19 protein-coding genes and 3 tRNA genes are annotated in these 21,984 nt (G+C 34.3%); all 22 read right to left on the bottom strand.

What is annotated here, in order from left to right:
- Positions 1-22 precede the first annotated feature (22 nt).
- Positions 23-1,849 (bottom strand): ATP-dependent zinc metalloprotease FtsH, encoded by a 1,827-nt coding sequence (hflB, locus tag GX308_08900; GenBank protein ID NLK22168.1) that lies wholly within the window; start codon positions 1,847-1,849, stop codon positions 23-25.
- Between the two features lie 128 nt (positions 1,850-1,977).
- Positions 1,978-2,502, bottom strand: a complete 525-nt coding sequence (gene hpt / locus GX308_08895; GenBank protein ID NLK22167.1) for a hypoxanthine phosphoribosyltransferase — start codon at positions 2,500-2,502, stop codon at positions 1,978-1,980.
- A gap of 32 nt (positions 2,503-2,534) precedes the next feature.
- Positions 2,535-3,923, bottom strand: coding sequence for a tRNA lysidine(34) synthetase TilS (gene tilS, locus GX308_08890; protein ID NLK22166.1), 1,389 nt, complete (start codon positions 3,921-3,923; stop codon positions 2,535-2,537).
- Positions 3,924-4,513: 590 nt separating this feature from the next.
- A complete protein-coding gene (spoIIE, locus tag GX308_08885) occupies positions 4,514-6,910 on the bottom strand; it encodes a stage II sporulation protein E (protein ID NLK22165.1) in 2,397 nt (798 codons plus the stop codon).
- Positions 6,911-7,180: 270 nt separating this feature from the next.
- Positions 7,181-7,253, bottom strand: a tRNA-Val gene (locus GX308_08880).
- A gap of 3 nt (positions 7,254-7,256) precedes the next feature.
- Positions 7,257-7,333, bottom strand: a tRNA-Met gene (locus tag GX308_08875).
- A 4-nt stretch (positions 7,334-7,337) separates the two neighbouring features.
- A tRNA-Met gene (locus GX308_08870) sits at positions 7,338-7,414 on the bottom strand.
- A 57-nt stretch (positions 7,415-7,471) separates the two neighbouring features.
- A complete protein-coding gene (locus GX308_08865; protein NLK22164.1) occupies positions 7,472-7,777 on the bottom strand; it encodes a hypothetical protein in 306 nt (101 codons plus the stop codon).
- A 90-nt stretch (positions 7,778-7,867) separates the two neighbouring features.
- Positions 7,868-8,389: a spore cortex biosynthesis protein YabQ gene (gene yabQ, locus GX308_08860; GenBank protein ID NLK22163.1), complete on the bottom strand. Its 522-nt coding sequence runs from the start codon at positions 8,387-8,389 to the stop codon at positions 7,868-7,870.
- A 12-nt stretch (positions 8,390-8,401) separates the two neighbouring features.
- Entirely contained in the window at positions 8,402-8,689 is a 288-nt protein-coding gene (gene yabP / locus GX308_08855) for a sporulation protein YabP (GenBank protein NLK22162.1), read from the bottom strand.
- 142 nt (positions 8,690-8,831) lie between these two features.
- On the bottom strand, positions 8,832-9,071 hold the full coding sequence (locus tag GX308_08850) for an RNA-binding S4 domain-containing protein (protein NLK22161.1): 240 nt from the start codon (positions 9,069-9,071) through the stop codon (positions 8,832-8,834).
- A gap of 87 nt (positions 9,072-9,158) precedes the next feature.
- Entirely contained in the window at positions 9,159-9,434 is a 276-nt protein-coding gene (locus GX308_08845) for an HU family DNA-binding protein (GenBank protein NLK22160.1), read from the bottom strand.
- Between the two features lie 81 nt (positions 9,435-9,515).
- On the bottom strand, positions 9,516-10,307 hold the full coding sequence (gene mazG / locus GX308_08840) for a nucleoside triphosphate pyrophosphohydrolase (protein ID NLK22159.1): 792 nt from the start codon (positions 10,305-10,307) through the stop codon (positions 9,516-9,518).
- Positions 10,308-10,423: 116 nt separating this feature from the next.
- Positions 10,424-10,975 (bottom strand): stage V sporulation protein T, encoded by a 552-nt coding sequence (gene spoVT / locus GX308_08835; protein ID NLK22158.1) that lies wholly within the window; start codon positions 10,973-10,975, stop codon positions 10,424-10,426.
- A gap of 143 nt (positions 10,976-11,118) precedes the next feature.
- Positions 11,119-12,126, bottom strand: a complete 1,008-nt coding sequence (locus GX308_08830) for a hypothetical protein (GenBank protein NLK22157.1) — start codon at positions 12,124-12,126, stop codon at positions 11,119-11,121.
- A gap of 58 nt (positions 12,127-12,184) precedes the next feature.
- Positions 12,185-15,718, bottom strand: a complete 3,534-nt coding sequence (mfd, locus tag GX308_08825; protein NLK22156.1) for a transcription-repair coupling factor — start codon at positions 15,716-15,718, stop codon at positions 12,185-12,187.
- 4 nt (positions 15,719-15,722) lie between these two features.
- Positions 15,723-16,295, bottom strand: a complete 573-nt coding sequence (locus GX308_08820; protein NLK22155.1) for an aminoacyl-tRNA hydrolase — start codon at positions 16,293-16,295, stop codon at positions 15,723-15,725.
- A gap of 91 nt (positions 16,296-16,386) precedes the next feature.
- Positions 16,387-17,340 (bottom strand): ribose-phosphate pyrophosphokinase, encoded by a 954-nt coding sequence (locus tag GX308_08815; protein NLK22154.1) that lies wholly within the window; start codon positions 17,338-17,340, stop codon positions 16,387-16,389.
- A 258-nt stretch (positions 17,341-17,598) separates the two neighbouring features.
- The gene (glmU, locus tag GX308_08810) at positions 17,599-18,972 is read right to left on the bottom strand and encodes a bifunctional UDP-N-acetylglucosamine diphosphorylase/glucosamine-1-phosphate N-acetyltransferase GlmU (GenBank protein NLK22153.1); all 1,374 of its coding nucleotides are present in this window, start codon (positions 18,970-18,972) and stop codon (positions 17,599-17,601) included.
- Positions 18,973-19,098: 126 nt separating this feature from the next.
- Positions 19,099-19,407: a septation regulator SpoVG gene (gene spoVG, locus GX308_08805; protein NLK22152.1), complete on the bottom strand. Its 309-nt coding sequence runs from the start codon at positions 19,405-19,407 to the stop codon at positions 19,099-19,101.
- 147 nt (positions 19,408-19,554) lie between these two features.
- Complete coding sequence (glgD, locus tag GX308_08800) at positions 19,555-20,664, bottom strand: glucose-1-phosphate adenylyltransferase subunit GlgD (protein NLK22151.1); 1,110 nt, start codon at positions 20,662-20,664, stop codon at positions 19,555-19,557.
- Positions 20,661-21,938, bottom strand: coding sequence for a glucose-1-phosphate adenylyltransferase (locus GX308_08795; GenBank protein NLK22150.1), 1,278 nt, complete (start codon positions 21,936-21,938; stop codon positions 20,661-20,663). Before GX308_08795 ends, glgD begins: the two co-directional genes overlap by 4 nt.
- Positions 21,939-21,984 lie beyond the last annotated feature (46 nt).

The following is a 21,984-nucleotide window of genomic DNA, read 5'->3' as shown; positions in this document are numbered from 1 at the left end:
CTAGGTTAAAAAACACTACAGTTTATACTGTAGTGTCTAGATTTAAGCTACCATCACTAATTTCCTGGTCTTCAAATAATTCACTGAATTCTTTGCCGGTTATTTTTTCTTTTTCTATTAGTAATTTGGCTGTTTTATGGAGTATTTCCATATGATTTTTAAGAATATTTTGAGCCTCTTCATAAGATTCGTCTATAATTAATCTAATTTCTTTATCTATGGCAGATGCAACTTCTTCCCCATAATTTCTTGTGTGTGCTAAATCTCTTCCTATGAATACTTCATCATTATCATTTCCAAATTGAAGTGGCCCTAGGGTGCTCATACCATATTTGGTTACCATATTTCTTGCTATGGCTGTTGCTCTTTCGATATCATTAGATGCCCCTGTCGTTATATCATCTAATATAATTTTTTCAGCCGCCCTTCCTCCAAGCAAGCTCACTATTTCTTGCTCCATGCGCCTTTTGGTCATGTACATTCTATCTTCCCCTGGAAGAGGCATTGTATATCCTCCTGCCATACCTGTAGGAATAATGGAAATACTATGAACGGGGTCTAGTTCAGGAAGAACTTGATGGATTACAGCATGACCCGCCTCATGATATGCTGTAATTTTCTTTTCTTTTTCAGATACTACACGGCTTTTTTTCTCAGTTCCTATTCCAACCTTCACAAATGCTTTTTGTATGGTTTCCATATTAATGGCCCTTTTATCTTCCCTAGCTGATAATAGCGCCGCTTCATTAAGAAGACTTTCAAGGTCAGCCCCTGTAAATCCGGCAGTCGTTTGTGCAACTATCCTTAAATCAACATCTTCTTCTAGGGGTTTGCCTTTTGCATGAACCTTAAGAATTTCTTCCCTCCCTCTTACATCTGGTCTGCCTACTACTACTCTCCTATCAAAACGACCGGGACGTAAAAGAGCAGGGTCTAATATATCAGCTCTATTAGTGGCAGCAACCACTATAACTCCCTCATTGACACCAAACCCATCCATTTCAACCAATAATTGGTTAAGGGTTTGTTCTCTCTCGTCATGGCCTCCTCCGAGTCCGGCTCCACGTCTTCGCCCTACAGCATCGATTTCATCAATAAATATAATACATGGAGAATTTTTCTTAGCCTGTTCAAAGAGATCTCTTACTCGGGATGCCCCCACTCCTACAAACATTTCCACAAAATCAGAACCGGATATGCTAAAGAAAGGAACTCCTGCTTCTCCAGCTACAGCTTTAGCAAGAAGGGTTTTCCCCGTCCCCGGTGGACCCACTAACAAAACGCCCTTGGGTATCCTAGCTCCCAGTTCAACGAACTTTTTAGGTTGCTTCAGAAAATCTACAATTTCTTTTAATTCCTCTTTCTCTTCATCTAACCCTGCCACATTATTAAAAGTAACTTTCTTTTTATCATCAACAACCATTTTGGCACGGCTTTTTCCAAAGCTCATAACCCTGCTTCCTCCGCCACTTCCTTGAATCTGCTGCATAATGAATATTAATAAAATAACAACTAAAACCATGATTACGAGAGATGGCAAAAGATTCAAGAACCAATTAGAACGGGCTATTTCATGGGGTTCAATTTCCGTTGTTTCCTCAAACTCCCTAATTCTTTCCATGAAATGTTCCACACTTGGAACATTAATTTCTGCTAAATCGCCGTTTTTTAAAGTTATCTTAATTTCTGCACCTCTAGAATCAGCTTCAGGATAAATATCTAATTTTTGGACATCACCACTTTTTAGTTTGGTTATAAGTTGATCATAAGTAACCTGTTTTTCAGGGTTTCTTGGAATACCGTTAGTACTAAAAATTACTGCTAGAATAATAATAATAAAAATTAACATATATAAACTAAGACCCTTAAAATATTTGTTCAAACATGTTCCTCCTTCCTCTACCTAAAAATAGGATTATACCATTTAAATATGATATCATACTAGTTTTATCAGTGCAACTTATAGGACAATAAATGTTAGTCCAAATCTTTCATAACCGCTATATAAGGAATATTTCTATACTTTTGCATATAATCAAGACCGTATCCTAGCACAAACTTATCAGGAATAGTAAAACCTACATAATCCACTTTAACATTCGTTATCCTTTTTTCCGGTTTGTCTAAAAGGGTACAAATACGGAGACTTGCTGGGTTTCTATCATTTAATATCTTTACTAAATAACTCAAGGTACGGCCCGAATCAATAATATCTTCTACAATTAGTACATGTTTTCCCTCTATAGGCTCATCTAAATCCTTTATAATCTTTACGATGCCACTACTGGTTGATTCATTGCCATAGCTTGAAATTGCCATAAAATCCATTTCTACTAAAAGGTTGATTTCTTTGGATAAGTCTACCATAAACATGACTCCACCCTTTAAAACACAGATTAGACATATTTCTTTTCCTTTATAGTCCTTTGTTATTTGGCTTCCTAATTCCTTAATACGACTTCTGATTTTCTCCTCTGAAAGCAATATTTCTAGCTGATTCATACAATTATCCTCCCACATTACAAATAAATACACTATACCTCATGTTCACCCATATTAGCTACCCTTACCTGTAAAATCCTAGTAGTAGATGGGGTAATCTTATAGGCATCACTATATCTATAGCCTATAACCCATAAAACTTTATTTCCGTCCGCTAAAAGGGGAGCTTTTTCTCTAATATCTCTTGGAATTTTTTCATCAATGAAAAAATCTTTTAACTTTTTATTACCATTCCCAAGGGAAATTCTATCCCCCTTATTTTTGGTTCTTATATGCAAAGTATTCCCTATTCTATCATAATCAAATATTTTAGTATAGTTATTCTTATTAGTTAAGGTAAAGTTTTTGTTATCTAATATTTTTGTTTCTATACTTATTCCTAATTCATTAATAAATAAAACTCCAGGAACCGGGAGTTCATATGAAAATGGTAAAAAGTCTTCTTCCCCTATTTGAAATATTAATTCTTCATATTCCTTTTTTACAATCACCTGATTAGGAAGATTCAGCCTTTTCCCTGTAGGCTTCTCAGATAAATCTATAATATCTTGAATATGACCATATTCTATATTTCTTATATGACCAGATAAATTTTTTAGGGCAATTCTTATGATTCTTTTTTGAAGCACAGGGTGTAGGGACTTAAGTAAAACATTGTCTAATTTTAAAACATTTAAACCCTCATCTTTTTTACATATCATAAAACTATCTTCTGCCTGTTCTTCTAAAAAATCTTCCTCTTCCCTAAGGATATTACTCATATTATATAGGACTTTTATAATATTAGGATTAAATTTATCTTCAACAAAAGGAATTAGTTCATTGCGTATCCTATTTCTTGTATATATATTTAGTTCATTAGTATAATCTTGCCTATAATTTATATTATGATGGATACAATAATTCTCAATTTCCTCCCTAGTAATATCTAGAAGAGGTCTTATTATATTATCCCTTATATAAGGAATTCCCCCTAAGCCTTTCATACCTGTACCCCTAAATATTTTCATTAGTACAGTTTCTGCCTGGTCATTCATGTTGTGGGCTACTGCAATCTTACTTCCATTGATTTCTTTTCTAACCCTTTCAAATGTCTCATATCTTACTAATCTACCTGCTTCTTCTTCGCTACATTTTCTTAATAGAGCCTCTTTTTTTATATCTATATAATATGCCCTAAATGCTATTTTCCATTCTTTACACATATCTCGGACAAAATTCTCGTCTTTCTTTGCTTCTTTCCCTCTTATTCCATGGTTAATATGTATAGCATTAATGGTAAAGGGATATGTTATAGAAATCTCTTTTAAAACGTGAAGAAGGCACATGGAATCTGCCCCCCCTGACACGCCAACTATTATCTTATCATCTTTTTTTATCATATTATATTGTTTTATGATTTTTAGGGTTTTTCTTATCATAGATTTTAACACCAATCTTAATTAAAATTCTCATAGTCTGACTTAAATTACCAAAATTTTTGACTCTTCTAGATTAATTTCCTATGTAGATACGATAATATATTCCTTTGCGTTTCTCTTATAAATGATACAAAAAATACAATGCAAATGCAAGGAAAAGAATAAAAGGCGATGTATAAACTTCACACCGCCTGGTTATATACTATATAAATACTTGAACTACACAGTATACAAATAATGCTATACTGACGATTAAACAAAGATTTAAAATCCTATTGATAAATCTTCTTTTGTATTTATTAGTGATACTTTTTGTTTTAATCATTGTTGAAAATCCACTTTTTTGTGGACTAGACCTTTTCATATAATCACCAATAATCTTTTCTGCTTCCTGTACTATATCTTTTGGTTTTTGCCTCGTAGAGACATCTTTATTTAAGATAAAGATGGCCTTTTCATACCAGCCCCCCCTTTGTTCTCAATAAATACAATTCTGTTATTAGAATAATTATTCATGGGAAACCCTCCATTGTGATCTTACTATGGATAGTTTTCCCTTTTACCTTTTGTATATACGTTAAAAAAATACTTTATGAATACTTTTCCCATATCCTAGCAACTAATACCGTCATATCATCCTGTATCTCATTATTTGTATTTTCTTTCGCTATATTTAAGATATAGTCTGCAATGTATTGCGGTTGACTGCCTTCAATATTTTCTAATATTCCTTTTAACCACTGTTCTTTTTCTATAACTTCCCTATTGGAGTCTAAAACCCCATCAGTCACCATTATTATAATATCCCCACTCTTTAATTTCCTTTTGCTAATGTCTATATCTACATTATTTAATATTCCTACCGGTAATGAGGAAGAGCCTATAATTTCTATATCTCCTTTCCTTTTTAAAAATGCAGATGCAGCGCCTATCTTAATAAATTCCGTAATACCGCTATATAAATCTATAATAGTCATATCTAAGGTAGAAAAAGAGTCTTCATTAGATTTTAAGACTAATACGGAATTTATCATTTTGATTGCAATATCCTTTTCAAATCCACTTTCCATAAAATCTTCCAATAATTCTATTGCAGCACTACTCTCTTCTGAGGCCCTGCTACCCGAACCCATACCATCGGATAATGCTAATAAAAACTGCCCATCCTTTAATTCCATAAAAGAATAACTGTCCCCTGAAACAAAGGTATTATCTTTGCTTCTCTTTGCAACCCCTGTTATTATTCTATATTTCTCTTCCTCAATCAACTTAATCTTACACTGATCTTTACCACTTATTCCTGCACACCCATTGCTTACTATTTTCATTTTCCTTCCTAAGACCTTACTCACTAAAGGAGCAATCCCCTTTATACAGAGTCTTCTCCCCTTACATGGAAAATGCTCTATTGTAATCTCATACTTTTTTTGCCTATTATAAACTACCATTATATCGGAAAACATAATTTTTTCCCTATCTAATTCTACTTTAATTGCCCTTTCTAAATCATCCTTAAAATAGACTTGTCCGTACACTTCGGTAGCCAAATTTTCGATAATTGTCGATACTCCCCTTAGCTGCTCACAAACTAATTCCCTACTTTCTACAATCCTATTATGCCATAAGAGATTTAGTTTATATAATTCAAACATTCTATTGGTTGTATCTACGAATTGTTCTACTCTTAAACATTTATCCAAAAAATCTTTTGGAATATCACTTAACTCTATTCTAGGTTTTTTTTCTGCAGCAGATAAAATGCTAAAGGCAGTTTGGTATGTATTATAAAAGTCTATTTCCCAGCAATGGGAACAAAGTCCACAATCACTGCATACTGTCGATGCAACATCATCAAATAGTAGTGATATGTCTTTTTGGCTTAGACCACTCTTTTTCTTTGAAAGATTAGTAAAAGTCTTAGATAATTTTAGAAATGCCCGCGAAAAATCCTGTAGCTGTTGTGCTGTAATATCCCTAATCCTTTTATAATATATCTCTTGGCCGATTTTAGGGCCAAAAGATATAAATCCCCTTATATATAATAAAATTGTATTAGGCATTGTAATAAAAAGGACAACAGCCGCTATTACAGGCTTTATAAGGCCATAAGTAACAGGCTTGTCCCCAAAATAAAAATTTATTAGCAAATAGGTTAACAAAAAACCAATGCTACTTCCACCTTTTCCAATATCTTTAAATAGCCCTGCAATCATTCCCGATATCCCAAATATGCCTATAAACACTGCAGGATTTGCCCCTACTAGAGTAAGAATAGTACCAATAATAATTCCAATAGCCGCCCCAATAGTGGGTCCCCCAACAAAGCCAAGTATTAAAATAATAAGAATACTAATTACCTCTCTAAAATAGATGCCGTAGATAGAGAAATCTATAACCCCTGCAATTGCAGTGCCAAAAAGTAAAATAATACTAATTACTTCTTCCGGACTTAATATAGTTCTTCTAAGGTTGTTTTTAAATGAAGATATGCCACTACTATATATGTATGTGGTTGTAAAAACAAAGATGCTTTCTAAGAGGGCTACGATTAAATGATATCCTGTAAATCCATTAAGTATCGTTACAAGTATTCCTACCAAAAAACTAGAACCCATCGCAATGACTGCCTGACCAATTTTGGATTGTTTATACCCTTTAGATTCTGCAAGATTTAAAATAGCTAATATTAGTCCGAATATTCCTATGTATTTTAATGAAGAAACTTGCGGCCTTACACTTATAACACCTGCTATTGCAAATAGGAACATCCAAATTCGATTTGCCTTTGTAGAAAGTCCTGCAGCAAAATAAGCAGTGCCCAAAGGAAGTAAATTTGTAAAAAGTACTACTCTACAAATCATAAATCCTATAATATCTATTAATAATTCTTTATAGGACACATCTGTAAACATTTCTTTTAATTTTGAACTTTTTCTTGTCTTTGGTACATCTACTCTTTTAAAAGTGCCATATTCTACCCGTTCCATATTACCCCTCCCTAATTTCTGCTTTTTTATTATAATAAAGAAAGGATAAATTGTTTGTCATTATATGGAACTCAGCTTAAAAATTTTTTTACAAAAAAATCGGGTAGCCATGGAAAGCTGACTGCATAGCTAGTCCCTAGTATTATATCGTCATAAAATGAAGAATGACAGGCGCGGTATCTACCTTCTTTGGATAGTGGTTTAAAACATATGGTGTCCCAAACAAAAAAAGGATATACCACAGTAATCTCTGTGATATATCCTTTATAGTGGGCGCAACAGGGCTCGAACCTGTGACCCCCTGCTTGTAAGGCAGGTGCTCTCCCAGCTGAGCTATGCGCCCTAATGGTAGCGGAGGACGGAATTGAACCGCCGACACTACGGGTATGAACCGTATGCTCTAGCCATCTGAGCTACTCCGCCGAATTGGTTGCGGAGGATGGATTTGAACCACCGACCTTCGGGTTATGAGCCCGACGAGCTACCATACTGCTCCACTCCGCGACAAAATATGGACTAACAATAACATATTATATATAAGCTTTAAAGGTTTGTCAACGGCTAAAATTCATTTTCGTTCATTTCCATAAATACAATTTCATCTTCTTTTACAAGACCTAGCTTTTCCCTTGCAACCTTCTCAATGTATCTATCGGACTGATTGTATTCCTTTTCTTCTAGAAGCAGGGATTTTTCCTCATTTTGTTCATATATTTTTTTCTGATATTCATTTTTTTGCTCTATCAATCCCCTATTTATTTTTTGCAAATCATAGGTCTTTAATGCAATTATAGAAAAAAATAAAATTATAAAAAAGGTATTCCAGCCAAAGCCAATAGCTTTTTTATTCTTTTTTCTTTTAATCAATTTAATCCCCCGCTTTAATTGTAGACAAACATCGATTATATCTATAATATTCTACATGCAAATCATATACCCTTTTTATTAGAAATAATTTTAAATCTTTTTATACATTATATATAGTTCCCTTAGGGTTTGTTTTGTCTTTCTTTTTATCCTATTCTTTGATTTATTCATTACTATCTTAGTTCTTACCCTTATTACTTTTAAGGGAAAAGAAATCCACTTATATGGATAATATAAAATTTTAAGTGTAAATTTTATAGGGATAAAAATAATTTTTATTATGATATGGATAATTTTTTTAATTAAGTTAATAATCCAATCTGAAAACTTCATAACCAAAATACCAATGGTGAAAAAATAAAATACATTTCCAAGGAGCGCCCCTAGAAGGGCAAATCCTCTAATCTCTCCATAATTCTTACTAAAAAGTACAAAAAACATAAAACTCGATACGATTATCCAGTAGATTAGATCCTCTAAATGAATTAACCAATCGGGATGGGGAATTATCTTTCTTATTATCCGAAACATATCATAAAAAACCCCTATCACCATTCCGGCTTGAATTGAAACAAGAAATATCTGTGCCTGCTCACTAATAGATACAATCAAAGATATCAACTCCTATTTAAAGAGTTTTCCAAGAATTGAGGTTCCCTTCTTTGAAAAAAGTTCCCCGTCACTATAAGCCAAGCTTTCTATTTCTCCTTCAACTTCTAGCTCCCCTTTTTCTAAATTAAGCTTATTTACTTGAAGATCAGTGCCCTTTATCGCGAGCATACCCATTTCTGTTTCAATATCTACGTTTTCCTCATCAAAAGACAATACATCAACTACCCCCGTAATAGATAAACCTTGCCTATCCCGCATAATAATATTATGCCCTTTTGTATTGTTCATTTTATCATCCATCTTACATACCCCCATCTTTTTTATAATCCCTAATAATATTCATCAACCTAACTATAGGTAGTGTCCTTGTATATAAAAGGTTAAAGTTCATAATCCTTTCTCTTTATATATATTGGGGGTTGTATTAAAAGATGATAAAAACCTATAGATGCTTATACATATTACCTGCTTCTTCTTTTCTTATGTGCTCCCTCACATCTAAAACTTCCACCTTTGTAATACTACTTCCAAATCTTATTTCTATTATATCTCCCACATTTACAGGGGTTCCAGCTTTTGCTTCTTTCCCATTAATCGAAACTCTCCCGGAATTGCAGGCATCATTAGCGATGGTTCTCCTTTTTATCAACCGACTAACTTTAAGATATTTATCCAATCTCATAGCAATCCTCCTAATATAAAAAATCTACACTCATAAAAGTGTAGATTTTTAATTATAGTATGTATTCTAATAACTCAGCGAGCGTTTTTATTTATTTACGGCGTCTTTTAATACCTTCCCAGCTTTAAATCTTGGTGCTTTAGAAGCTGGTATATGCATAACTTCTCCTGTTTGAGGATTTCTACCTTCTCTTGCTGCTCTTTCTGCTACATCAAAAGTACCGAATCCAACCAGTTGAACTTTTCCATTGTTAGCGAGTTCTTCTGTTACTACCTCTTCAAATGCTTTTAATACTTTTTCTGTGTCTTTCTTGCTCATTTCAGCCTTCGCAGCCATTGCTGTTACTAATTCGGATTTGTTCATAATCCTTCCTCCTCATATTTCTTTTTAAAATAATGCAATGAAACTCTTGTAAATAAATATTATAGTCAAAATACTACCTTTTCACGGAGATATGAGTTTAGCCTCATCCCACAAATTGTCCATTTCTTCAAGAGTCATATCTTCTAATCTTTTATCCTTAGAAATTGCAGTATTTTCAACGTATTCAAATCTATTTATAAACTTTTCTGTTGTATTTGTCAAGGCGAATTCAGGATTTATTTTTAAAAATCTTGCAATATTTACAAAAGAAAATAATAAATCACCATATTCTTCTATTATATTGTTATTATTTCCATTTTTGTATGCTTCCATAAGTTCATTCCATTCTTCATTTACCTTCTCTAGAGCATCCTTAATATCATCCCAATCGAATCCTACATGGGCTGCTTTAGACTGAACCTTATATGCCCTAAGTAATGACGGCAACACTTCTGGAACACTTTTTAAAACTTCTGTTTGGCTTTTATATCCTTTTTCTACTTTCTTTATTTGCTCCCAGTTTTGTAAGACCTTTTTTGTGGATTTTGCAACCACATCACCGAAAATATGGGGATGACGCAGAATCAGCTTTTTACAAATTCCATCAGCTACATCTTCCATGTTAAATTCATTACCTTCTTCTGAAATTCTGGCATGGAATATGACTTGGAGCAATAAATCCCCTAATTCCTCTTTCAAGGCTTCCTTATTCTTCTTTTTTATAGCGTCTATTACTTCGTAGGTTTCTTCAAGAAGATTAGAAAGAAGACTTTCATGAGTTTGCTCCATATCCCATGGACAACCGTCCTTGCCTCTTAAAATTTTAATAATTTCCAGCAAATCATCATAACTATATCTTTCTTTTTTCTGCATTTCTCACCATTCCATTTGGTTTTAAAATGAGTATATCATAAAATAAAAAATAGGAAAATAGTAAAATTGTCTTAATTGCAGGCTTTTTGCAAATGCAGATAGATTTACTATCTGCATTATTGTTCCATTTGTTTTCCTAAGAAACCCGATGCCGATTGTGCTACTTTTGTTTCTACCTCTCCCATTTTCATGTTCTTTTCATTGGATAATAATATTACTGCTCCTATCACATCACCTTCTGCAATGATAGGGGATATAAGTTCTGAGTTATAACTTCCCATAGATTCATCGGCTATTATGGGGACAAATTTGTCTTCATCCCTAGTTGCAACAAATACTGTTCTTTCATCAATAATCTTTTCTAGGGACTGACTAATATTTTTATCTAGGAATTCCTTCTTAGATCCCCCAGAAACAGCAATAATCTGGTCTTTATCAGCGATGCATGTAATAAGCCCCGTAGTTTGGGATAAAGCTTCTGCATATTCTTTTGCAAAGGTACCCAGTTCTCCTATCGGAGAATATTTTTTAAGTATGACTTGTCCGTCATGACCAGTAAAAATTTCAAGAGGATCTCCTTCCCTAATACGAAGAGTTCTTCTTATTTCTTTTGGGATAACAACTCTACCTAGGTCATCTATCCTTCTTACGATTCCAGTAGCTTTCAAATTCTATTCCTCCCTTGTTTTCTAGCATTCATAATATCATTAGTAGTATGAATGTATTATTACTTTTTTATGCATGTTTTCCATTTTTATTCTGTTTTAAAAATGACAAATAAAAAAGCAGTTTTTAGCTGCTTTTTTATTTGTCATTTAATTTTTATGGTCTTCCATACTTCTTCATTAATCTCAAGATCCGCATCATTTACCCATTCTTGTACCCTTGAATTATAAAATTCCTCTTTTTTTATCTCATAATAATTGTCTTCAATAATATCCTTATCAGGTTCAATTTCCTCTTCTAATTTTATAATGTGATATCCATAGGCGCTTTCTACCAAATCACTTATTTCCCCTGTTTTCAAGGCAAAGGAAGCATCTTCAAAATTCTTATCCATTTCGCCTTTTCCAAAAGTGTACTCCCCGTTAGTAGGAAGGGATGCCTCATCTTGGGAATATTCTTGCACCAAATCACTAAAATCTTCTCCACTTTTCGCTCTTTCTAGGGCTTCATCTGCTTTCTTTTTCGCATCTTTTTGTTCCTTTTCTGAGAGAGTCGTTAATTTCCCATCTACTATATCATGGGTCTTAAGTAATATATGCTTTGCCTTCACTTTTTTAAAGTTTTCTCCATTTTCTTCGAAAAACTTTTCAAATTCTTCTTTGTTTCCTACAAAATCCTTTGTAAGCTCTACAAATAACCTTTCACATAGTACATTTTCTTCCATGACCTTTTCAACGGTCAGTTTTGAAATTCCTAATCTATTCATTTCTTCTTCGCCAACTTGAGTTATTAATGTATCTGTACCTAATTTTACTTGACTTTTTTCCTCCTCAGTGAGAGATAGTTTGATTTTTTTGGCTTCATGTACTTGAATTTTTATATTTTTAATAGTTTCTAATGCCCTTTCTTTTGCAACTTCCTCCGCTGGCTTCCCATCGAATTTGGTTTCCCAAATATCTTCTTGTCCGACACTTTGGTATACTTGTTTGATTTTCCATAGGTAGATATTGTACTCTTCTATGCCTATTTTTTCACCGTTGATAGTCGCCACATATTCTTCTTTGCTTAAATTGAATCTTTGGCATCCTGTGAAGAAAAAACCTATAACCACTATTACGGATAATATAGCCATCATTTGCTTTTTATAACTCATGACTTCAACCTCATCCCTTTTATAAACTAAAATCTCCTATGTTTATTATAATGTACTTCTAGACTAACTTCAAATCTTTCAAATCCTGTAATAAACTCTTAATATGTCTGATAACTTCTTCCCTTTTATCATCTACCAATCGGTATACAAAATACGGATTTTTATCTGCAGCAAAACTAAGCCTTTTACCGTATTTTTTAAGGAGTTCAGGAATTTTAATAGGATTCATTCGGGCATCCTCTTTGAAGATTAATGAAATGTTTTGGTTCTTTTGGGAAATAGATAATAATTCTAGATTATGAGCTTCCCATTTTATGAGAGATATTTCTAGTAGGTTCTGTACACTTCTTGGCAAATCCCCATATCTGTCTTCTATCTCCTCCTGAATATCATAATAATCCTTTTCCCCTTGTATCGCTGCAATTTTTTTATATATATCTAGTTTTTGCAACTCATCTTTTATATATTTAATCGGAATATAAGCATCTATATTAATATCTATAAAAGTTTCAAAAGACTCTTTAATTTTTTCTCCCTTTTCTCTTTTTACTGCCTCTTCTAGGAGCTTGCAGTATAAGTCGTATCCTACGGCATCCATATGTCCATGTTGTTCAGAACCAAGCAAATTGCCTGCCCCCCTTATTTCTAAGTCCCGTAAAGCTATTTTAAATCCCGAGCCAAACTCCGTAAATTCTCTGATTGCCTGAAGCCTTTTTTCTGCTCCCTCTTGTAATACTTTATCCTTTCGGTACATTAAATAGGCATAGGCAATTCGATTAGAACGACCTACCCTTCCCCGTAATTGATAAAGTTGGGATAGTCCCATATAATCTGCATCCTGAATGATAATCGTATTGACATTAGATATATCAAGACCGGTTTCTATAATGGTGGTACAGACTAAAACATCTATTTCCCCATCTATAAAATCCATCATTATATTTTCTAATTCCCTTTCGCTCATCTGTCCATGAGCAAAGGCTACAACTGCCTCCGGAACTAACTCTTGAATTTTAGCAGCTACCTTATCAATATTTTTTACACGATTATGCAAATAATATACCTGTCCATTTCTTCCTATTTCACGGCGAATGGCATCCTTTGCAAATTCTGGATTGTATTCCATCACATAGGTTTGAACCGGATATCTTTCTTCTGGCGGTTCTTCCAAAACACTCATATCCCTAATACCTATAAGACTCATATGAAGGGTCCTAGGAATTGGGGTGGCTGTTAGGGTTAATACGTCTACATTTTCTTTTAGATGCTTTAGTTTTTCCTTGGCAGCTACTCCAAACCTCTGTTCTTCATCTATAATCAACATACCTAAATCCTTAAAAACTATATCCTTAGATAAAAGCCTATGGGTCCCTATAACTATGTCAACCATGCCCCTCTTTAGGCCTTCTATGGTTTTCCTTTGCTCCTTTTGGGTGCGAAAACGGGATAATAGTCCTACCTTAATTGGAAAGTCCTTCATTCTTTGCATGAAAGTATTATAATGTTGTTGTGCCAATATTGTTGTGGGTACTAAGTATACTACTTGTTTACCATCCTGAACCACTTTAAAAGCTGCCCTTATTGCTACTTCCGTTTTGCCGTAACCAACGTCCCCACAAAGGAGGCGATCCATTATTTTTTCACTCTCCAAATCCCTTTTTACTTCTTCTATAGCATTGTTTTGGTCTTCCGTTTCCTCATAGGGAAACATATCTTCAAATTCCTTCTGCCAAACTGTATCAAAACTGTATTTATGACCTCTCTCATTTTGTCTTTTGGCATATAAGACTATAAGCTCTTTTGCTAACTCTTCTACAGCCCTTCTAACCCTTGATTTTGCCTTTGACCATTCATTTCCCCCAAGTTTGTTAATCTTGGGCCCTTTTCCTTCTGCCCCTATATATTTTTGTACTATGTCCATCTGGTTAATAGGCACATAAAGATTTCCATTATCGGAGTAACGAATTTTTAGATAGTCTTTGCTTATATTATCTGTTATAATTTTCTCTATCCCTTGGTATACACCAATACCATGATTTTCATGAACGACATAGTCCCCTACCAAAAGATCAGTAAATCTCTCTATCTTTGCCGATTTATTTTTCTTTTTTATCTTTTTCTTCTTCTTGTCTTCGCCAAAAACTTCTTTATCTGATATGATTACAAAATCCAACATCCCATACTCAAACCCCCTATGGAGGCTACCACGGGAAATAACTATTTCTCCTTTTTCAATAGGGTCTGATAAATCATTTCTATAGCTACATAAAATATTTCTTTCTAATAGCTCTTTTTGAAGTCTCTCACCCTTACTCTTGGGTCCTGCGAGAATTATTATTCTAAATTTTTTTTGCTTCCAAAATAATATATCCTTTTCAAGAACATCCAATTGTCTATAAAAAGAATTCATAGATTTAACAGGAAACTGAAGATTATTCTTTATATTAAAATCCCTTATAGTATGGGTGAGCATACTCATTAAAACGATATCAAATTTCTCTATGGAGCTTAATATGTCCTCATACCCAAAAATGGCCTCTAGTTGAAGGGGCAAAATATACCCCTTTTCTAATCTCCCTTTCATACTTTCCTCAAATTCTTGTATAGCCTTTTTAGACTTTTCCTTTATTCTAATAGGTTCGTCTATTATAAAAATTGTTTCTTTATCCAGATAATCTGATATAGTAACCGTTTCTTCATAAAAATATCTAATATACCCTTCTATCCCTTGAAAAGACTTCTGATTTTTCAACTTCTCAATAAGGGTTGCTATCGTCTTAGTAAGAGCTTCTTTTTGTTCTCTAAACCCCTTATCCTCTAATCTTTTAAATGTATTTTTTGCTTCTTTCTCAATAGAAAAAATCCCTTGGTCGATTATTTCCTCGGTAAATACCAATTCCCTCATCGGAAATATTTCTATTTTATTTAGTTTTTCTATTGACCTTTGAGTAAGGGCATCCATTTCCCTTATGGAATCTATTTCATCATCCCAAAATTCCATTCTAAAAGGGGTCGAGGATATCCCTGGGTAAATATCTACTATCCCCCCTCTAAGGGCAAATTGACCAGGATTTTCTACTAATTCTGTATGCTCATAACCCATTAAGACCAGTTGTCTTGTTAATTCTTTAATATTTATGATATTTCCTACTTCTAGTTTTAAGATAAATGATTTAAATATATCTTTTTTGACCAGTCTATCTAGCATAGCCTCAATAGATAAAATGATAATAGGCTTTTTCCCTTCTATTAACTCCTTTAGGATATATAACCTTTGTTTTATTATATCTGTACTATGGACATCTGCACTATAAAAAAGAATGTCTTTTGCAGGATATAAATGCACTTTATCCTTTAAAAAAAATTGCATATCTTCGTATATTTGTTTTGCCTTAAGTTCATCGGATGTGAGAATAATGACAGGTCTTTTACTATGACTTTGCAAAGAGTAAGTAAGATGTATCTTTTGGGAATCCAATACCCCCGTCACAAGCACAGGAGTTTTCCGTTTATTTAAGCTGTCTAATAACTTTTGATATACATCCAGTTCAAGAAGTGGTTCTATAATCCCGTTAAAGTTAGCATTATTCAAGCCATCACTCCCTTGCTTTTTGATTATACTTATTCATTGCCTTATTAATACCCTCTTTTAAAATAGCATCAGTGGCTTCAGATGCCATTTTAACACACTCCACTATTTCTCCTATTTCATTTTTAGCAAAGCGACTTAGTACATAATCTGCTAAATCCCATCCTGGCGGTTTTTCACCTACACCTACTTTCACCCTCAAAAATTCATCAGAATTTAAATGGGTTATAATACTTTTTATCCCATTATGCCCCCCTGCACTGCCTTTTGTTCGGATTCTTATATTTCCTATGGGGAGGCTTACATCATCATATATTATAATTATATGACTTCTCTCCACCTTATACCAATTCATGATTTCTATAACACTTTGACCACTCAAATTCATATAGGTTTGGGGTTTTGCAAGGATTACCTTCTTTCCTCCTACTAGCCCCTCACCAATTAGGGCCTTATGCTTTTTCTTATTTATATCAATACTGTTTTCATATGCAAACCGTTCAATAACTTCAAAGCCAACATTATGCCTAGTCGCTGCATATTGCATCCCTGGATTTCCTAAACCTATAATTGCAAACATTGTGCACCTCCGTGTGATAAAAAATGAATTCTCTAATATTATTAAATATTAAATAGCCCTAGTAATACTAGGGCTTGAATGTAAGGGTGTTTTAATCGAATAATTTCGAAACTGATAAATCTTCATGAATTCTATTAATAGCATCTGCCACAATTGCGGCAACAGAAATTTCCATTATTTTGGGGGTTCTTTTTTCTTCTACCAGATTGATTGTATTAAGTACAAGCAACTCAGAAATAACTGAATCCTCTATTCTTTCTATGGCAGGACCTGAAAGTACCGGATGGGTGCAGCAAGCCATCACTTCTGTTGCCCCTCTATCTCTTAGGGCATTGGCTGCATTTGTAATCGTCCCGGCAGTGTCTATCATATCATCTACTAATATAACTTTTTTCCCTTCTATATTTCCGATAATATTCATAACTTCTGATACATTAGCCTTTGGTCTTCTCTTGTCAATGATAGCTATAGGTATATCTAATTTTGTAGCAAAAGCTCGTGTTCTTCCTACACTCCCAAGATCCGGAGATACTGCAACAAAATCATCTAAACTCTCATATTTTTCTAGATAATACTTTGTTAATAAAGGCATTCCCACTAAGTGGTCTAAGGGGATAGTAAAAAATCCCTGGATTTGGGCACAATGTAAATCCATTGTGAGCACCCTATCTGCCCCTGCAGTTTGGATTAAATCCGCCACTAATCTTGCACTAATAGGGTCTCTTGCCCTTGCTTTCCTATCCTGTCTTGCATATCCATAATAAGGTATAACTGCAGTAATTCTTCCCGCCGAAGCTCGTCTTAATCCATCTATCATTATAAGCAGTTCCATTAAATGTTCATTCACCGGAGTAGAAGTAGGCTGAATAATAAATACGTCCGCTCCTCTTACCTTATCATCAATCCGTACAGAAATTTCTCCATCGCTGAATCTTCCAACCTCTGAAGCCCCTAATTTCAATCCCAATTCCTTTGCGATTTCCCTCGCCAAACTAGGATGGGCATTACACGAAAAAATTTTAATTTCACTGTTGCTACTCCTCATTTTTCAAAAAATCCTCCTTAGATTAATAATCCTTATACTGCGCCCCCTATAAATTCTCACCTATAAAGCCTAATAAATGTTACTAATCTTACTGGAATCTATCTAAGAGAAGCCTTATACATTGAGTGCATCTATCCATTTTTGCCGATGCTTCTCTTCATTATTTCGGCTCAATTATATCATAACTTTTTGAACTAAAAAAGGACATTCTCTATTTTTGTGTATTTCTCATACATTATACATTATTCTTTTATGGTTTTATTTTTTATCTAACCAATTTTCTTTATTAATCTGTCTTGCCCTAGCGATACCCAAAGCTTTTTCAGGTACATCATCAGTAATTGTAGATCCTGCTGCAGTAAATGCCTCTTTATGAATTGTAACCGGTGAAATCAAATTGGTATTACAACCTATAAAAGCTCCATCATGTATAATGGTTCTATGCTTATCTTTTCCATCATAGTTTACAACCACTGTACCGCATCCAAAATTAACCTTTTTACCTATGTCTGCATCTCCTATATAAGTTAGGTGAGATACCTTTGTATTGTCTCCTATGGTTGCATTTTTTATTTCAACAAAATCCCCTATTTTCACATGACTTCCTATCTTACTATTTGGTCTAATATAAGCAAAAGGCCCTATGGTAGTCTCTGATTCTACACTGCTTTCTAATATAACACTGGATTCAATATTGACATTATTATCGATTTTAGAGTTGTATATCCTTGTATTGGGTCCTATAATACTATCTTCACCTATTACGGTATTTCCTTGAAGGCTACTTCCCGGATTTATTATTGTATCAATTCCGATAATTACATCGGGTTCTATATAAGTGTTTTCAGGGTCTATGATAGTAACCCCTGCTTCCATATGTCTTTTGTTAATACGCCTTTTCATAATCTGAGTTACTTCACTTAATTGTATCCTTGAATTAACCCCTAGTATTTCATTATTATCCTGAGCTACTACCGCATTTACCCCATATCCCTTAGAAAGAATAATATGGAGAGTATCTGTTAGGTAGTATTCCCCTTGAGTGTTATCATTTGTAAGTTCTGCTAGGGCCTCTTTTAGTAATTTAGACTTAAAACAGTACATGCCTCCGTTGATTTCATTTACCTTTAATTGTTCTTTTGTAGCATCCTTATGCTCTACATTCTTTATAAAGTTTCCATCTTTGTCCCTTATAATTCTTCCATATCCCGTGGGGTCATCAACCAATGCAGACAAAATTGTTACCCCGTTATCTTCCTTTCTATGAATTTCTATTAAATTTTTAAGGGTTTCCCCTGTAATAAGGGGAGTATCCCCATATAATATAAGAATATCCCCATCCTCCTTGATAAAAGAATCAGCCTGCATTACAGCATGGCCTGTTCCTAACCTTTCACTTTGTATGGCATACTCTACTGCCTCATCAATCTCTTTTTTAACTTCTTCCCCTTTGTATCCAACCACTACGCAAACTTTACCACTCCCTGCATATTTTGCAGCATCTATTACATGTTGTACTAGGCTTTTCCCCAAGACCCTATGCAAAACCTTTGATTTTTTAGATTTCATTCTAGTTCCTTCACCTGCAGCTAAAATAAGAGCTGATAATTCTTTTGCTTCTAAATTTTTCATTTATATCCCATCCTTGATTCATAGTATCTTATTTATTCTCTCACGTTTAATAAATTTTTTCAACAAAAAAATAAATGGTGCTAAGTACTGCATAACTGCAGTGCCTGGCACCATTCTATATACTACTTACAATTCGATATCGGCAGCAATTTCTTCTCCTGCCATATCTTCTCCTTCTGAAAGAAGAACCATTTCATATTTTTCCAAAACTGCTGTTTGGATTTTGTCTCTTGTTGTGGAGTTAATTGGATGAGCGATATCTCTAAATTCTCCATCCATAGTCTTGCGACTTGGCATTGCAATGAAACGGCCTTTGTCTCCTTCGATTACTTTGATATCATGTACAACAAACTCGTTATCAAAAGTAACAGAAACAACCGCCTTCATTTTACCATCCTTGTTGATTTTGCGTACGCGAATATCTGTGATTTCCATTTTTGTAAACCCCTCTCTGTAACATGATGCAGTCCTAGAGTAGCCCCCCGGATACCGTTTGGAATTTATGCTACTATTATAAAACATATTTATCCAAATATCAATATGTTTTATATATTCTAATTTTACAAAATAATATATGGCGTATTATATAACGCTCCCCTTTTCCAAAATAACAGGCTTTTCCCTAGTTCCTATTAATTCCCTTCCGTCAGAAACCACCACTTCTTTATCTAAAATAGCATATTCTATCCTGCAATTATTTCCAATATATGTTCCTTCCATTATGACAGAATTTTTAATTGTAGAATCTGTCCCTGTAAAAACCTTCCTAAACAAAACCGAGTCTTCTACATATCCATTCAGAATTGAACCTCCACCCACCAAACTGTTCCTTACGGAAGAACTGTAGTTATACTTTGCTGGGGGTTCATCCTTTACTTTAGATGTAATATAAGGATACTGCTTTAGAAATAAGTCCCTTACACCCTTCTTTAAGAAATCCATATTTGCATCAAAGTATGTTTGAATTGTTCTTATGCTTCTCCAGTAATCCTCGAAAGGATATCCATATATCCTAAGTCTTCTCCTATATCGTATGATAATATCACTTACAAAATCATAGCGACTTTCAGAATTTATATCTTCCAAAAGCTTAATGAGTAATGTCCTTTGTATAATATAAATACCAAGGGATATGGTACTAGTCTGGGGGTCTATTGGTTTTTCTTCAAATTCTTTTAATCTATTATTCTCATCTAATGTCATTACTCCATAATTTGAAATATCCTCATCCCTCATATCCTTGCAAACAATCGTAATATCCGCCTGTCTTTCCTTGTGGTATTCTAAAACTTTATCAAAATCCATCTTGTAAACATGCTCTCCAGAGGCAATAATCACGTAGGGCTCATTACTTCTCTTTAAAAAATTTATATTTTTATAAATGGCATCAGCGGTACCTCTATATCCAAAGGGATTATCACTGGTAATGTAAGGAGAAAATACGAAAAGTCCTCCTTGTTTTCTCCCTAAATCCCACCATTTTGCCGAGGATAAATGATCTACAAGAGAACGGGAACTGTATTGGGTAATAACTGCTACCTTATTTACCCCTGAATTAGACATATTACTCATACTAAAGTCTACCGTTCTATAACACCCTCCTATGGGCATAGCCGGAATAGCTCTCTTGGTGGCTAGTCCCTTTAGATGTTCACTTCTGCCCCCTGCTAGTATTATTCCGATAGCTCTCATGCTTCCACCCCTTCCAGAACAAGAGAATATCCACTTTCTAATCTTCCCTTTGTATAATGGTTTTCGTTAGTATTACCGTATACTACACAATTCTTTCCGATCCAGGTCTCCTTTGGAATCTTAGTATGTTCGCCAATAACACTAATACCCGTACTATATATATTAGGTTTATCTCGGTTAAGAATATTTTCGCCTTCGCCAATTTTTGTATTTTCACCAATTATACAATCTTCCGCCACAATACAATGATTAAGGGTAGAGTTTTTCCCGATTATGGTATTGGCCATTACAATGGAATCCTTTATAACGACGCCGCTTTCGACAACAACCCCAGGGCCTAATACAGAATTATAAACTCCTCCGTAAACTTCACAACCTTCGGATAAAATACTCCTTTGAATATCTGCTTCACTTCCTATGTATTGAGGTGGTTGGTGATCTAGGTTTGTATAGAACTTCCAGAATTCTTCGTATAAATTAAAACTAGGCAGGGTTTCTATAAGCTCCATGTTCGCCTGCCAATAGGATTCTATTGTCCCTACATCTTTCCAATAATCCTTGAAACGATAAGCAAAAAGTGAATCTCCATTATTTATCATTCGGGGAATGATATGCTTTCCAAAATCACTGTCCGGGTTACATGCATTGTCTTCAATGAGAGCTTGCCTCAATTTACTCCAAGTAAATATATAAATCCCCATAGAAGCTAGATTGCTCTTTGGCTCCTTAGGTTTTTCTTCGAATTCAACAATGCGGTCCCCTTCCCCTGTGTTCATAATCCCAAAACGGCTAGCTTCTTCTAGGGGTACTTCCAAAACTGCAATAGTTGCATCACATTTGTTTTTCTTATGATAATCAAGCATCTTACTATAATCCATCTTATATATATGATCTCCTGAAAGAATCAAAACGTACTCTGGGTTATAGTCGTCAATAAATTTTATATTTTGATAAATCGCATTGGCTGTCCCAGAAAACCAAGCCCCTTGTTGTTCATTTACATAAGGAGATAAAATTGTAACCCCCCCTGTTCTCCTGTCTAGGTCCCAGGGAATTCCAATTCCTATATGCTGATTTAGACGCAATGGCTCATACTGGGTTAAAACGCCGACTGTATCAATTCCCGAATTGATGCAGTTACTTAGGGCGAAATCGATAATCCTATACTTACCCCCAAAAGTTACCGCCGGCTTTGCAATATTTTTAGTCAATATTCCTAAACGACTCCCTTGCCCCCCCGCTAGTATCATGGCAATAAATTCCTTTTTACGCATAGCCCCCACTTCCTCTGCTTGTTATTTATAGATTTTAAACATTAAA

The sequence above is a fragment of the Candidatus Epulonipiscium sp. genome (genome assembly GCA_012519205.1).
Classification (GTDB): domain Bacteria; phylum Bacillota; class Clostridia; order Lachnospirales; family Defluviitaleaceae; genus JAAYQR01.
This window is presented reverse-complemented; position numbering and strand designations above follow the sequence as displayed.

Coding starts and splice junctions, on each gene's coding strand:
- hflB (NLK22168.1), bottom strand. CDS start 1,849: ATGTTAATTTTTATTATTATTATTCTAGCAGTAATTTTTAGTACTAAC.
- hpt (NLK22167.1), bottom strand. CDS start 2,502: ATGAATCAGCTAGAAATATTGCTTTCAGAGGAGAAAATCAGAAGTCGT.
- tilS (NLK22166.1), bottom strand. CDS start 3,923: ATGATAAGAAAAACCCTAAAAATCATAAAACAATATAATATGATAAAA.
- spoIIE (NLK22165.1), bottom strand. CDS start 6,910: ATGGAACGGGTAGAATATGGCACTTTTAAAAGAGTAGATGTACCAAAG.
- yabP (NLK22162.1), bottom strand. CDS start 8,689: ATGGATGATAAAATGAACAATACAAAAGGGCATAATATTATTATGCGG.
- GX308_08850 (NLK22161.1), bottom strand. CDS start 9,071: ATGAGATTGGATAAATATCTTAAAGTTAGTCGGTTGATAAAAAGGAGA.
- GX308_08845 (NLK22160.1), bottom strand. CDS start 9,434: ATGAACAAATCCGAATTAGTAACAGCAATGGCTGCGAAGGCTGAAATG.
- mazG (NLK22159.1), bottom strand. CDS start 10,307: ATGCAGAAAAAAGAAAGATATAGTTATGATGATTTGCTGGAAATTATT.
- GX308_08830 (NLK22157.1), bottom strand. CDS start 12,126: ATGAGTTATAAAAAGCAAATGATGGCTATATTATCCGTAATAGTGGTT.
- GX308_08820 (NLK22155.1), bottom strand. CDS start 16,295: ATGTTTGCAATTATAGGTTTAGGAAATCCAGGGATGCAATATGCAGCG.
- GX308_08815 (NLK22154.1), bottom strand. CDS start 17,340: ATGAGGAGTAGCAACAGTGAAATTAAAATTTTTTCGTGTAATGCCCAT.
- glmU (NLK22153.1), bottom strand. CDS start 18,972: ATGAAAAATTTAGAAGCAAAAGAATTATCAGCTCTTATTTTAGCTGCA.
- spoVG (NLK22152.1), bottom strand. CDS start 19,407: ATGGAAATCACAGATATTCGCGTACGCAAAATCAACAAGGATGGTAAA.
- glgD (NLK22151.1), bottom strand. CDS start 20,664: ATGAGAGCTATCGGAATAATACTAGCAGGGGGCAGAAGTGAACATCTA.
- GX308_08795 (NLK22150.1), bottom strand. CDS start 21,938: ATGCGTAAAAAGGAATTTATTGCCATGATACTAGCGGGGGGGCAAGGG.